We start from the raw sequence: 12,415 nt of genomic DNA on the forward strand, positions 1-12,415 counted from the left end.
CGCGGGCCGCCGGGCGGTGCCGTCCCCGGGCGTACCCTGGTCCGCATGAACATCGGTCCTGCGCTCGCCGCGCTCATCCCGTCCGTCGGCGTCGGGGTGATCTTCTGGATCGCCATCCGCGCGCTCATCAACGCCGATCGCACGGAACGCGCGGCTTTGGCGCGCATGGATCGCGAGGACGCGGCGCGCGCGAATGAGGCGGGCACTTCGCCCGAAATCTGAACCATTGACACGCGTCCTTTGACGCGACGCCATTCGGCTGCCATGCTTTTCCCGCACGCACATATTCGCCGCTCGCCGATCGGGGGCCTGCGACGGCGGCCGATGCTCGGGAGGGCGAAATGGCACAGAAGGTTCAGGTCCTGCTGGTCGACGACATTGACGGCGGCACGGCGGACGAGACGGTGACGTTCGCGCTCGACGGCGTCTCCTACGAGATCGACCTCACGAGCGCCCACGCGGCCGAGCTGCGCGACGCGCTCGGCACCTGGGTCGGCCACGCCCGCAAGGTCGGCGGCCGCTCCTCCGCGGGCCGCAGCAGCGGTGGCGGCGCCAGCCGTCCGCGCCGGTCCTCCGACGCCGGCGCCGTGCGCGCCTGGGCCAAGGAGAACGGCTACGAGGTCTCCGAGCGCGGCCGCATCTCCGCCGAGATCCGCGACGCCTACGAGGCCGCCCAGGGCTGACGCCCGCGGCACGCACGCGAACGGCCCGGCACCCCACGAGGGGCGCCGGGCCGTCCTGCGTCCGAGGCCGGGCTCAGCCGCGCGTCGCCGTCAGCTCGCGCACCGCGGCGTACTGCTCGCGCACGCGCGGCGCGGCGTCGGCCTCGTAGAGCTCCGCCTCGCCCGCGGCGGTCCACGCCGGCGGCTGCCCCGACCCGCCGAGCACCCACGCGGCCTGGCGCGCGGCGCCGTCGGCGACGTACTCGCCCGGCGTCGGCACGGTCACCGCGGTGCCGAGCACGGCCGGCGCGATCCGCCGGACCGCCTCGGACTGCGCGCCGCCGCCGATGAGGGACACCCGCTCGACCGGCACGCCCTGCGCGCGCAGCGCGTCCAGGCCGTCGGCGAGCGCGCACAGCATGCCCTCGACCGCGGCCCGGGCCAGGTGCGCCGGCGTGGTGTTCGCCAGCCGCATCCCGTGCAGCGCGCCCGTGGCGTCGGGCTTGTTCGGGGTGCGCTCGCCCTCGAGGTAGGGGACCAGCACCAGCCCGTCGGCGCCGGCGGGCGCGGAGAGCGCGAGCGCGGACAGGCCCGCGTGGTCGACGCCGAGCATCCGCGCCGCGGCGTCCAGCACCCGGGAGGCGTTCAGCGTGCAGGCGAGTGGCAGGTAGGCGCCGGTCGCGTCGGCGAACCCGGTGACCAGGCCCGAGCCGTCGGCCGTCGGCGTGGCGGACACCGCGGACACGACGCCCGAGGTGCCGATGGAGATCGCGACGTCGCCGGCGACCATGCCGAGGCCGAGCGCGGCGGCGGCGTTGTCGCCCGCCCCGGCGCCCAGCGCCGCACCCGCCCGCACGAGCCCGGTGTCCCCGGCGACGCCCGCCGCCTCGCCCGCGCCGACGACCCGCGGCAGCACGACGTCGTGGCCGAGCGCCAGCTCCAGCAGGTCGCGGCGGTAGTCCTCGGTGAACGGCGACCAGTAGCCGGTGCCCGACACGTCGGACCGGTCGGTCGTGAGCGCCGTCAGGTCGGCGTTGCCCGGCCCGTACCCGGCGAGCCGCCAGGTCAGCCAGTCGTGGGGGAGCGCGACGGCGGCGACCCGCGCGGCGGCGTCGGGCTCGTGGTCCCGCAGCCAGCGCAGCTTGGTCACGGTGAGCGAGGCGACCGGCACCGACCCGATCGCGTCGGCCCAGGCCTGCGGCCCGCCGAGCTCGTCGATCAGCGCCAGCGCCGAGGGCGCGGACCGGGTGTCGTTCCACAGCAGCGCGTCGCGGACGACCTCGCCGTCGGCGTCGAGCGCGACCATGCCGTGCTGCTGCCCGCCGACCGCCACGGCGTCGACGTCGTCGAGCCCGCCGGCGTCGCGCACGGCGGTCTGCAGCGCGTCCCACCAGTGCCGCGGGTCGATCTCGGTGCCGTCCGGGTGCGACGCGCGGCCGGAGCGCACCAGCGCCCCGGTCTCGGCGTCGCGCACGACGACCTTGCAGGACTGGGTGGAGGAGTCCACCCCGGCGACCAGGGCCATGCTGCTTCCTCGCTCTTGCTGGTACGGGACGAAGCGCCGAGGTCGAGGGTTCCACGCGAGACCGGGGGCAGGAACCCTCGACCTCGGCGGAAACCCTCGACCTCGGCGGTGGTGGCTCGGGTCAGCGGGCGCCGAGCGCGTGCTCCAGGGCCAGCTGGTTCAGGCGGACGAAGCCGAAGCCGCGGGCGGCGACGCCCTCGACGTCGAAGTCCTCGTACGCGGACCGGTCGGCCAGCAGGTCGGCCAGGGTCTCGCCCTCGCCGATCGTCGGCTGCGACAGCTCGAGCACGCCGGACGCCTCGAGGGCCTCCTGGACCTCCGGGTCGGCGCGGAACGCCTGCGCGCGCTCCTTGAGCAGCAGGTAGGTCGCCATGTTGGCCTTGGCCGACTCCCACACGCCGTCGAAGTCCTCGGTGCGGGACGGCTTGTAGTCGAAGTGCCGGGGGCCGTCGTAGCGCGGGCCGCCGGACGGGAAGCCATTCTCGATCAGGTCGACGGTGGCGAACGCGGAGAACAGGTCGCCGTGGCCGAACACGAGGTCCTGGTCGTACTTGATGGACCGCTGGCCGTTCAGGTCGATGTGGAACAGCTTGCCGGCCCACAGCGCCTCGGCGATGCCCTGCGTGTAGTTGAGGCCCGCCATCTGCTCGTGGCCGGTCTCCGGGTTCAGGCCGACGATGTCGCCGTGCTCGAGCTTCGCGATGAGCGCGAGGGCGTGGCCGATCGTCGGGAGCAGGATGTCGCCGCGGGGCTCGTTCGGCTTCGGCTCGATGGCGATCCGGAGGCCGTAGCCCTTCTCCTTGATGTACGCGGCGACGGTGTCGATGCCCTCGGCGTACCGGTCGTGCGCCGCGTTGAGGTCCTTGGCGGAGTCGTACTCCGCGCCCTCGCGGCCGCCCCACATCACGAACGTGTCGGCGCCGAGCTCGGCGGCCAGGTCGACGTTCCGGATGACCTTGCGCAGGCCGTAGCGGCGCACGCGGCGGTCGTTCGAGGTGAACGCGCCGTCCTTGAAGATCGGATGGCTGAAGGTGTTGGTCGTGACCATCTCGACCGTGATGCCGGTGTCGGCCAGCGCCTGCTTGAACCGGCCGAGGATGCGCTCGCGCTCCGCGTCGTCCGAGCCGAACGGCACCACGTCGTCGTCGTGGAAGGTCACGTGCGCGGCGCCGAGCTCGGCGAGCTTGTGCACCGACTCCACCGGGTCGAGCCACGGCCGGCTCGCGGAGCCGAACTGGTCCTGGGCGTTCCAGCCGACGGTCCAGAGACCGAAGGAGAACTTGTCGTCGCGGGTGGGCGTGCGCACCATCGTCTGCTCCTCGTCGAGTAACCCTGCGGGGTTTGTCTTGTGAGTGAACTTATACGCGGGACCGGTTAGGGTCAACCGCGTGACCGACCCCGCCGCCGCGCCCCGAGAGGCGCCCGCCGCCGACCCCGGCGCGGCCCGCCCGGCCGCCGCCGGTCCGGCCGCGCGCCGCCGGGTCCCGGCCCGGCAGGGCTCGCTGCGCGAGCACAACCTGGCCCTGGTGCTGCGGCACGTGCTGGACGCGGCCGGCCCGGGTCCGGCCGGTGCCGCGCCCGCCGCGCCGCCGTCGCGCGCGGACGTCGCCACCGCCACGGGGCTGACCCGCGGCGCGGTGTCCGCCCTGGTGGACCTGCTGATCGGCGCCCGCCTGGTCGCCGAGCTGCCGCCCGCCGCCACCGCCCGCGCCGGCCGGCCGGCCGTGCCGCTGGTGCCCGCGGCCGGGACCGTCGTCGGGCTCGGGGCCGAGGTGAACGTCGACTACGTCGGGGTGCGCGCGCTCGACCTCGCCGGCCACGTGGTCGCGCACCGCGAGACCCGCGGGGACTACCGGCACAGCGACCCCGCGCGGGTGCTGGGAGTGCTCGCCGCGCTGGTGGGGGAGGTGCGCGCCGCCCTGCCCGCCGGGGCGCGGCTGGCCGGCATGTGCCTCGCGCTCCCCGGCTTGGTGGACCGCGGCACCGGCCCGCTGCGGCTCGCCCCGAACCTCGGCTGGCGGGACGTCGACGTCGTGGCGCTGCTGGCCGGCCACCCGGAGGTCGACGGGCTGGCGGTCCGGCTGGCCAACGAGGCCAACCTCGCCGCCCGGGCCGAGGCGCGCGCCGGCGCGGCCGGGCAGTCGTTCCTGTACGTGTCCGGCGAGGTCGGCATCGGTGCGGCGATCGTGCTGGACGGCGAGGTGTTCGCGGGCCGGCACGGCTGGAGCGGCGAGCTCGGCCACACCGTCGTCGACCAGCAGGGGCCGCGGTGCACCTGCGGGGCGCGCGGCTGCCTGGAGCAGTACGCCGGCAAGGACGCGCTGCTGCGCGCGGCCGGGCGCGACGTCGAGGAGCCGGTCGACGCGCTGCTCGCCGCGGCCGGCGCCGGCGACGAGCGCACCGCGCGGGCGCTGCGGTCCGCGGGGGAGGCGCTGGGCGTGGCGCTCGCGAACTTCGTCAACCTCGTGGACGTCGAGCGGGTGGTGCTCGGCGGGATCTACGCGCCGCTGGCGCCGTGGCTGACGGACGCGGTGGTGGCGCAGCTGCGGTCGCGGGTGCTCGCGGCGGCCTGGGCGGACGCGCGGGTCGGCGTCGCCGCGGGCGGGGAGCACGCCGCGATGGACGGCGCCGCCCTGGTCGTCCTCCGCGCGGTCGCCGACGACCCGGCCGCCTGGCTGCCCGCGCCCGTCGCCTGACCCGTCGCCCGACCCCTCGCCCGACCCCTCGCCCGCCCCGGGCGGTCGCGGGTCGTCGGTGCCGTCGCCTACAGTCCTCGCCGTGACGGAGCACCTGCGCGACCTGTGGATCGGGACCTACCCCTCGGCCGGTGCGGGCACCCCCGCCGGGCTCGGCGAGGGCATCTGGCGGGTCGGGCTGGAGGCGGACACCGGTCGCCTCGTGGACCCCGTGCTCGTCGTCGAGACCCACGCGCCCTCGTTCCTGGCCGTGGACCGGCAGGCCGGCCTGCTGCTCGCGGTGGGCGAGCACGCCGGCGGCACCGTGTCCGCGTTCCGGGTCGGGTCCGGCGCCGACGGCCGGCCCGCGCTCGACCGGACGGGCACCGCGAGCAGCGGCGGTGACGACCCGTGCCACGTGCTGCTCGACCCGGAGGGCCGGGTGGCCTACGTGGCCAACTACTCCTCGGGCTCGCTGGCGGTCCTGGAGCTCGGCCCGGACGGCCTCGCCGCGGACGCCCCCGCCCAGGTGCTGACGCACACCGGCTCCGGCCCGGACGCCGAGCGCCAGGAGGCGTCGCACGCGCACTTCGCGGCGCTCACCCCGGACGGCGCGCACCTGCTGGTCTGCGACCTCGGCACCGACGAGATCCGCCGGTACCGGCGCGACCCGGCGACCGGCCTGCTGACCGAGGACGGGATCGCCGCGACGCTGCGCCCCGGCTCCGGCCCGCGGCACCTGGTGTTCTCCGCGGACGGCCGGATCGCGTACGTCGCCTGCGAGCTCGACGTGACCGTCGCCGTGCTGGCCTGGGACGCCGCGACCGCGTCCGGCCGGGTGGTGCAGCACGTCCCCGCCGCCGAGGACGGGGCCGCGCCGCGTGCCGGCGAGCGCCCGCTGCCCTCGCACATCGACCGGGCCGGCGACCGCGTCCTCGTCGCGACCCGCGGCACCGACGTGCTCGCGACCTTCGCGCCCGGGCCGGACGGCACGCTCGCGCCCGCGGGCCAGACCGCGCTGCCGGGCGCGTGGCCGCGGCACTTCGCGGTCGTCGAGGGCTGGACCGTCGTGGCGGACCAGCGCGGCGACTCCCTCACCGTGCTCCGGGACGGGGCCGTCGTGTCGACCGTGGCGCTGCCCGCCCCGGCGTGCGTCGTGCCGGCGTGAGCGCGACCCCCGCGGGCGCGCCGGGCGCCCGCACCCTCCCGCCCCTGATGCCGGGGCCGCACCTGCGGCGGCTCGACGTCATCACGGTCGTCGCGACCTTCGGCGGCCTGCTGTTCGGCTACGACACCGGCGTCATCAACGGCGCCCTCGACCCGATGGTCGCCGACCTCGGGCTCACCCCGGCGACCGAGGGCCTGGTCACGAGCAGCCTGCTGGTCGGCGCGGCGCTCGGCGCGCTGCTCTGCGGCCGGCTCGCGGACCGGGTCGGCCGCCGCCGCACGCTCGTGGCGCTCGCGGTGGTGTTCTTCGTCGGCGCGCTGGGCAGCGTCGTCGCGCCGTCGTTCGAGGTCATGGCCGCGACCCGGTTCGTGCTCGGCCTGGCCGTCGGCGGCGCGTCCGTCACGGTGCCGGTCTACCTGGCCGAGCTCGCGCCGACGGAGCGCCGCGGCGCGATCACGGGGCGCAACGAGATCGCCATCGTCGTCGGGCAGCTGGCCGCGTTCGTGATCAACGCGGTCATCGGCACCGTGTGGTCCGACCACCCCGGCGTCTGGCGGTACATGCTCGCGGTGCAGGCCGTGCCGGCGGTCGCGCTGTTCGTCGGGATGCTCCGGATGCCCGAGTCGCCGCGCTGGCTGCTGTCCCGCGGCCGGGAGGACGACGCGCTCGCGGTGCTGCGCCAGGTGCGCGACCCGGGCCGGGCGGCCGCCGAGCTGCGCGAGGTCCGCGACCTCGTCGCCCTCGAGCGCACCGACGCCGCGCGCGGGCAGGGCGGCTGGGCCGAGCTGCGGCTCGCCTGGGTGCGCCGGCTCGTGCTGATCGGCGTCGGCGTGGCCGTCGTGAACCAGCTCGGCGGCATCAACGCGGTCATGTACTACGGCACCCAGCTGCTCCGGCAGTCGGGGTTCAGCGGGGACGTGGCCCTGGTCGCGAACGTGCTGAACGGCGTGTTCTCGGTGCTCGGCATGCTCATCGGCCTGCGCGTCATCAACCGCGTGACCCGGCGCGGGCTGCTGCTGGTCGGCCTCACCGGCATCATCGCGTCGCACCTGATGATCGCGCTGTGCTCGGCGGCGATCCCCGAGGGCACCGGCCGGTCGGTGGCCGTCACGTTCTTCCTCGTGCTGTTCGTGGGCTTCAACCAGTCGTCCGTGGGACTGGTCTGCTGGGTGATCCTCGCGGAGCTGTTCCCGCTGCGGGTGCGCGGCTTCGCGATCGGGCTCTGCGTGTTCTGGAACTGGGCGGCGAACGCGGTCATCTCCGGGTTCTTCCCGTCGGTGGTCGCCGGGATCGGGGTCAACGGGACGTTCCTGCTGTTCGCGGCGCTGAACGTGCTGTCCTGGCTGTTCGTGCGGTTCGTGCTCCCGGAGACCCGGGACCGGTCGCTCGAGCAGCTGGAGGAGGACTTCCGGGCCGCGCGCCCCTGAGCCCCGGGCGCCCGGGCACCCCTCGATCCCACCCGGGTGGTCGGCGTCACGCGGTGCGTACCCCCCGAGATGGCCGACAATGGGGGGAGTCCGCCTGTCACCGTCCCCCTCCCGGAGCCCCGTCGTGCCGCACGAGCCGCAGCGCATCGCCATGCTGTCCGTGCACACCTCGCCCCGGGACCAGCCGGGCACGGGCGACGCCGGCGGGATGAACGTCTACATCGCCGAGCTGGCCCGGGCGCTGGCCCGCCGCGGCGCCGCGGTCGAGATCTTCACGCGCGCCACCTCCTCGGCGCTGCCGGAGTCGGTGCACCTCGACGAGCACGACGACCGGGTGCTCGTGCACCACGTGCCGGCCGGCCCGTACGAGGGGCTGGACAAGAACGACCTGCCCGGCCAGCTGTGCGCGGTGACCGCGGGGGTGCTCCGGGTGGGCGCGACCCGGCCCGCCGGCTGGTACGACGTGCTGCACAGCCACTACTGGCTGTCCGGCCAGGTCGGCTGGCTCGCGGCGGAGCGCTGGGACGTGCCGCTGGTGCACACCATGCACACCATGGCCCGGGTCAAGAACGCCGCGCTCGCGCCGGGCGACAGCCCCGAGCCGGCGACCCGGGTGATCGGCGAGGAGCAGGTGGTCGCCGCCGCCGACGCGCTGGTCGCGAGCACCGCCGAGGAGGGCCAGGACCTCGTCGGCATGTACGACGCCGACCCCGAGCGGGTGCACGTCGTCGCGCCGGGCGTCGACCTGAGCACGTTCCGGCCGCGCGCCGACCGCGCCGCCCTGCGCCGGGACCTCGGGCTGCCCCTCGACCGGGACGTCATCGTGTTCGCGGGCCGGGTGCAGCCGCTCAAGGCGCCCGACGTGCTGGTGCGGGCGCTGGGCGTGCTCCGGGCGACGGGCCGGCCGGTCCCGCTGCTGGTCGTCCTCGGCGGGCCGAGCGGCCGGGCGACGGCGCTGACCGAGCTGCAGGCGCTCGCCGCCGCGTCCGGGGTGGCGGACGACGTGCGGTTCCACCCGCCCGTCGCGCGCGCGGACCTCGCGCGGTGGTTCGCCGCGGCCGACCTCGTGGCCGTGCCGTCGCGCAGCGAGTCGTTCGGCCTGGTGGCCGTCGAGGCGCAGGCCGCGGGCACGCCCGTCGTCGCGTCCGCGGTCGGCGGGCTGCGGTCCGTCGTGCAGGACGGCGTGTCCGGGCGGCAGGTCCGCGGGCACGACCCCGTCGTGTGGGCGGACGCGCTCGCGACGGCGCTCGCGGACCCGGCGTCGCGCACCACCTGGCGGGCGGGCGCCCGGCGGGTGGCCGAGCAGTACGGCTGGGACGCGACCGCCGAGCAGGTGCTCAAGGTCTACGCCCTGGCCGCCGAGCGCCGCGCGCGCCTCGCGGTCTGATTCCTCAGCCGGCGACCGGCTCCAGGACCAGGACCGGGATCACCCGCGACGTGCGGGTCTGGTAGTCCGCGTAGTCGGGGTACGCCTCGACCGCCCGCGCCCACCACAGCTCACGCTCCGCGCCGGAGACCTCGCGGACGGTGTAGTCGGCCTTCGCGGGCCCGTCCTGCAGCTCGACCAGCGGGTGCGCCAGCAGGTTGTGGTACCAGACGGGGTGCTTCGGGGCGCCGCCGAGCGACGCGACCACGGCGTACGCGCCGTCGTGCTCGACGCGCATCACGGGGATCTTGCGGACCTTGCCGGACCTCGCGCCGAGCATCGTCACGACGACGACGGGCATCCCGCGCATCGTGGTGCCCCGCGTCCCGCCGGAGCTCTCGATGAGCTCCACCTGGTCGCGCGAGCGCTGGTCGGTGCTGGGCTGGTACTCCCCGGTGATCGGCATACCCGCTGCAACGCCCGGCGACGGGCCCCGTGTTCCGCGGGCCGAACGTCCCCCGACGCCCGGGCGCCGCGTGCGGCAGGATGGGACCCATGACCTACACCCTCGTTCTGCTCCGCCACGGCGAGAGCGAATGGAACGCGAAGAACCTGTTCACCGGCTGGGTCGACGTCGCGCTGTCCGAGAAGGGCGTCGCGGAGGCCAAGCGCGGCGGGACGCTGCTCACCGACGCCGGCGTGCTGCCGGACGTCGTGCACACGTCGCTGCTGCGCCGCGCCATCACGACCGCGAACTACGCGCTCGACGCCGCGGACCGCCTGTGGATCCCGGTCAAGCGCTCGTGGCGCCTGAACGAGCGCCACTACGGCGCGCTGCAGGGCAAGGACAAGAAGCAGACGCTGCAGGAGTACGGCGAGGAGCAGTTCATGCTCTGGCGCCGCTCCTACGACGTCCCGCCGCCGGACATCGAGCTCGGCTCGGAGTTCTCGCAGGACAGCGACCCGCGCTACGCCGGTGAGCCGATCCCGCGCGCCGAGGCGCTCAAGCAGGTGCTCGACCGCGCCCTGCCGTACTGGGACGAGCAGATCGTGCCCGACCTCAAGGCGGGGAAGACCACCCTGGTGGCCGCGCACGGCAACTCGATCCGCGCGATCGTCAAGTACCTCGACGACGTGGACGACGCGACGATCGCCGGGATCAACATCCCGACCGGCATCCCGCTCGTCTACCACCTGGACGAGGACACCCTGAAGCCGACGAACCCCGGCGGCACGTACCTCGACCCCGACGCGGCCGCCGAGGCCATCGCCGCGGTCGCGAACCAGGGCCGCTGACCGGCAGCACGACGCACGCGCGAAGGGGCCCGGGCCGACACCACGTCGGCCCGGGCCCCTTCGTCGTCCCCGGCCCTCGTCGTCCAGGCGCGGCGCCCCCCCGGACGCGACGAGGCCCGTCCCCCCGTGCGGCGGGGGAGACGGGCCTCGTGCGCGGACGGCCGTCCGCGGGCGGGTCAGCGGATGCCGCTGCCGTCGCCCGCGAACTCGCCGGTGACCAGGTAGACGATGCGGCGCGCGACCGAGACCGCGTGGTCGCCGAACCGCTCGTAGTACCGGCCGAGCAGCGTGACGTCGACCGTCTGCTGCGCGGTGCCGGTCCAGGTCGGGCTCAGCAGCACGCGGAAGGTCTCCTCGTGCAGCGAGTCGAGCAGGTCGTCGTCGCGCTCGATGCCCTCGGCCTCGGTGAGGTCGTGCGAGCTCAGCACGTGGGTGGTGCGCTGCGCGACGCGGCGCGCGGCCTCGTTCATCTCGGTGAACACCCCGCTCAGCGCCGGGTCGATCGCGGCGTTCGGGTACCGGCCGCGGGCCACCTGGGCCACGTGCCGGGCCAGGTCGCCCATCCGCTCGAGCGTCGCGCTCATCCGCAGCGCCGACACCACCACGCGCAGGTCGGTGGCGACGGGCTGCTGCTGGGCGAGCAGCAGGACGCAGCGCTCGTCGAGGTCGCGCTCGAGCGCGTCGATGGCGAGGTCGTCCGCGATCACCGACTCCGCGAGGGCCAGGTCCTGGTGGAGCAGCGCCTCGCCGGCGGCCCCGATCGCGTGCTCGACCCGGCGGCTCATCGCCACCAGGTCGTCCCCGAGCTGCTTGAGCTCGGCCTCGAAGATCTCCCGCATGGCTTCCTCTCGTTCGCGCGCAGGTCGCGCGCGGGCGTGCGTGGGTGCACCAGTCTGGTCCCGGCCACCCACGCTCGCACGCCTGGGTGAACGCGCCGGTGAACGGCAGGCCGCCGCGCGGTGAACGGAGATGAACACTCCGCCCGTCCGCCCGGCGGCGTGGCCGTGCCGGTCCGTGGCACGGCCACGGCGACCGTACGCTGGCGCCGTGGAGGGTCTCAACGGTCTCGGCGCGCTGCTGGTCGGCGTGCTGGGTCTGCTCACCGGCATCGGGGCGACGCTGGCGTTCCGGTTCAGCGAGCGCGCGCAGCGCAGCGCGCCGCCGCGCCCGGAGCCGGAGGTCGACGACGGCGTGGTGCGGACGCTCGCGGTGCTGCGCTCGGCGGCGGTCGTGCTCGACGACGACGACCGGGTCGTCCGGGCCAGCCCCCCGGCGTTCGCGCTCGGCGTCGTCCGGGACGGCATGGTCGTGCACGCCGCGGTGCGCGAGCTGATCGCCGACGTCCGCCGCACGGGCCTGATCCGGGACGAGGAGCTGGAGCTGCCGCGCGGCCCCCTGGGGCCGGGCACCGTGATGCTCCAGGTCCGCGTCGCCCAGGTCGCGCCCGGCCTGCTGCTGGTGCTGGCCGAGGACAACACCCAGGCCCGGCGCCTGGAGGCGATCCGCCGTGACTTCGTCGTCAACGTGTCCCACGAGCTGAAGACCCCGGTCGGCGCGCTGTCGCTCCTCGCCGAGACGGTGCAGGACGCCGCGGACGACCCCGAGGCCGTCCGCCGGTTCGCGGGCCGGATGGTCGGCGAGGCGCACCGGCTCTCCGAGCTGGTGCACGAGATCCTCGAGCTGTCCCGGCTGCAGGTGGCCGGCGCGCTGAAGGACATCGCGGTGGTGGACGTCGACGCCGTCGTCGCGGAGTCGGTCGACCGCGCGCGGACCGGCGCCGCCGCGAAGGACATGGGCTTCCAGGTCGGCGGCGAGCGCGGCACCCGGGTGTTCGGCGACCCCACGATGCTGGTCCAGGCCGTGCGCAACCTGCTGGACAACGCGGTGCGCTACTCGCCGGCCGGCACCACCGTCGGCGTCGGCGTCCGCAGCCGCGACGGCCTGGTGGAGATCGCGGTCGTCGACCAGGGCGTCGGCATCTCGCCCGAGGAGCAGGACCGGGTGTTCGAGCGGTTCTACCGCGTCGACCCGGCCCGCAGCCGCGAGACCGGCGGCACCGGCCTCGGCCTGTCGATCGTCAAGCACGTCGCGGCCGACCACGGCGGCGACGTGCAGGTGTGGTCGCAGCCCGGCCGCGGCTCCACGTTCACCCTGCGGCTCCCGGTCGCCGCCGGCCAGCCGCCGACCCCGACCGCGGACGACCGCCCGCAGCCCCTCGTCGTCCCCGACCGACCCGGCCCGGACGCCCCGCGCGCCGACGCCGCCCACCCCGACACCGCACCGGAGGCCTGACCCC

General features: G+C 75.7%; 12 protein-coding genes. 8 read left to right on the forward strand and 4 right to left on the reverse strand.

The features are described from left to right. Positions 1-45 precede the first annotated feature (45 nt). Both KVT14_RS11555 and KVT14_RS11560 read left to right on the forward strand, forming a co-directional pair. Positions 46-222 (forward strand): hypothetical protein, encoded by a 177-nt coding sequence (locus KVT14_RS11555; protein WP_168216971.1) that lies wholly within the window; start codon positions 46-48, stop codon positions 220-222. Between the two features lie 119 nt (positions 223-341). Then, entirely contained in the window at positions 342-683 is a 342-nt protein-coding gene (locus tag KVT14_RS11560) for an Lsr2 family protein (RefSeq protein WP_147795459.1), read from the forward strand. A 73-nt stretch (positions 684-756) separates the two neighbouring features. On the opposite strand, the gene xylB is transcribed toward KVT14_RS11560, so the two are convergent. Together xylB and xylA are read right to left on the reverse strand one after the other, a co-directional pair. Then, a complete protein-coding gene (gene xylB, locus KVT14_RS11565) occupies positions 757-2,187 on the reverse strand; it encodes a xylulokinase (protein ID WP_217615799.1) in 1,431 nt (476 codons plus the stop codon). A gap of 121 nt (positions 2,188-2,308) precedes the next feature. Beyond that, positions 2,309-3,496 carry a xylose isomerase gene (xylA, locus tag KVT14_RS11570; RefSeq protein WP_147795461.1) on the reverse strand — a complete coding sequence of 396 codons (1,188 nt, stop codon included), beginning with the start codon at positions 3,494-3,496 and terminating at the stop codon, positions 2,309-2,311. 79 nt (positions 3,497-3,575) lie between these two features. On the opposite strand from xylA, the gene KVT14_RS11575 reads away from it, so the two are divergent. The 4 genes from KVT14_RS11575 (at position 3,576) to mshA (ending at position 8,844) form a co-directional block, all read left to right on the forward strand. After that, the gene (locus tag KVT14_RS11575; RefSeq protein ID WP_217615800.1) at positions 3,576-4,883 is read left to right on the forward strand and encodes an ROK family protein; all 1,308 of its coding nucleotides are present in this window, start codon (positions 3,576-3,578) and stop codon (positions 4,881-4,883) included. A gap of 82 nt (positions 4,884-4,965) precedes the next feature. After that, the gene (locus tag KVT14_RS11580) at positions 4,966-6,030 is read left to right on the forward strand and encodes a lactonase family protein (protein WP_308161040.1); all 1,065 of its coding nucleotides are present in this window, start codon (positions 4,966-4,968) and stop codon (positions 6,028-6,030) included. After that, on the forward strand, positions 6,027-7,457 hold the full coding sequence (locus KVT14_RS11585) for a sugar porter family MFS transporter (RefSeq protein ID WP_308161041.1): 1,431 nt from the start codon (positions 6,027-6,029) through the stop codon (positions 7,455-7,457). Before KVT14_RS11580 ends, KVT14_RS11585 begins: the two co-directional genes overlap by 4 nt. A 151-nt stretch (positions 7,458-7,608) precedes the next feature. Beyond that, entirely contained in the window at positions 7,609-8,844 is a 1,236-nt protein-coding gene (gene mshA / locus KVT14_RS11590; protein ID WP_254630802.1) for a D-inositol-3-phosphate glycosyltransferase, read from the forward strand. A 4-nt stretch (positions 8,845-8,848) separates the two neighbouring features. Here mshA and KVT14_RS11595 read toward each other — a convergent pair whose 3' ends face one another. Next, complete coding sequence (locus tag KVT14_RS11595) at positions 8,849-9,289, reverse strand: nitroreductase family deazaflavin-dependent oxidoreductase (protein ID WP_217615802.1); 441 nt, start codon at positions 9,287-9,289, stop codon at positions 8,849-8,851. Between the two features lie 89 nt (positions 9,290-9,378). Between KVT14_RS11595 and KVT14_RS11600 the strand changes: the two genes are divergently transcribed. Continuing rightward, complete coding sequence (locus tag KVT14_RS11600) at positions 9,379-10,119, forward strand: phosphoglyceromutase (protein ID WP_217615803.1); 741 nt, start codon at positions 9,379-9,381, stop codon at positions 10,117-10,119. A gap of 176 nt (positions 10,120-10,295) precedes the next feature. Here the strand turns inward: KVT14_RS11600 and phoU are convergent, their stop codons facing one another. Continuing rightward, complete coding sequence (gene phoU, locus KVT14_RS11605; protein ID WP_217615804.1) at positions 10,296-10,958, reverse strand: phosphate signaling complex protein PhoU; 663 nt, start codon at positions 10,956-10,958, stop codon at positions 10,296-10,298. Positions 10,959-11,166: 208 nt separating this feature from the next. Between phoU and KVT14_RS11610 the strand changes: the two genes are divergently transcribed. Next, positions 11,167-12,411, forward strand: a complete 1,245-nt coding sequence (locus tag KVT14_RS11610) for a cell wall metabolism sensor histidine kinase WalK (protein WP_217615805.1) — start codon at positions 11,167-11,169, stop codon at positions 12,409-12,411. Positions 12,412-12,415: the final 4 nt, after the last annotated feature.

The organism is Cellulomonas sp. GbtcB1, from assembly GCF_019091725.1.
Classification (GTDB): domain Bacteria; phylum Actinomycetota; class Actinomycetes; order Actinomycetales; family Cellulomonadaceae; genus Cellulomonas.

Coding starts and splice junctions, on each gene's coding strand:
- KVT14_RS11555 (WP_168216971.1), top strand. CDS start 46: ATGAACATCGGTCCTGCGCTCGCCGCGCTCATCCCGTCCGTCGGCGTC.
- KVT14_RS11560 (WP_147795459.1), top strand. CDS start 342: ATGGCACAGAAGGTTCAGGTCCTGCTGGTCGACGACATTGACGGCGGC.
- xylB (WP_217615799.1), bottom strand. CDS start 2,187: ATGGCCCTGGTCGCCGGGGTGGACTCCTCCACCCAGTCCTGCAAGGTC.
- xylA (WP_147795461.1), bottom strand. CDS start 3,496: ATGGTGCGCACGCCCACCCGCGACGACAAGTTCTCCTTCGGTCTCTGG.
- mshA (WP_254630802.1), top strand. CDS start 7,609: ATGCTGTCCGTGCACACCTCGCCCCGGGACCAGCCGGGCACGGGCGAC.
- KVT14_RS11595 (WP_217615802.1), bottom strand. CDS start 9,289: ATGCCGATCACCGGGGAGTACCAGCCCAGCACCGACCAGCGCTCGCGC.
- KVT14_RS11600 (WP_217615803.1), top strand. CDS start 9,379: ATGACCTACACCCTCGTTCTGCTCCGCCACGGCGAGAGCGAATGGAAC.
- phoU (WP_217615804.1), bottom strand. CDS start 10,958: ATGCGGGAGATCTTCGAGGCCGAGCTCAAGCAGCTCGGGGACGACCTG.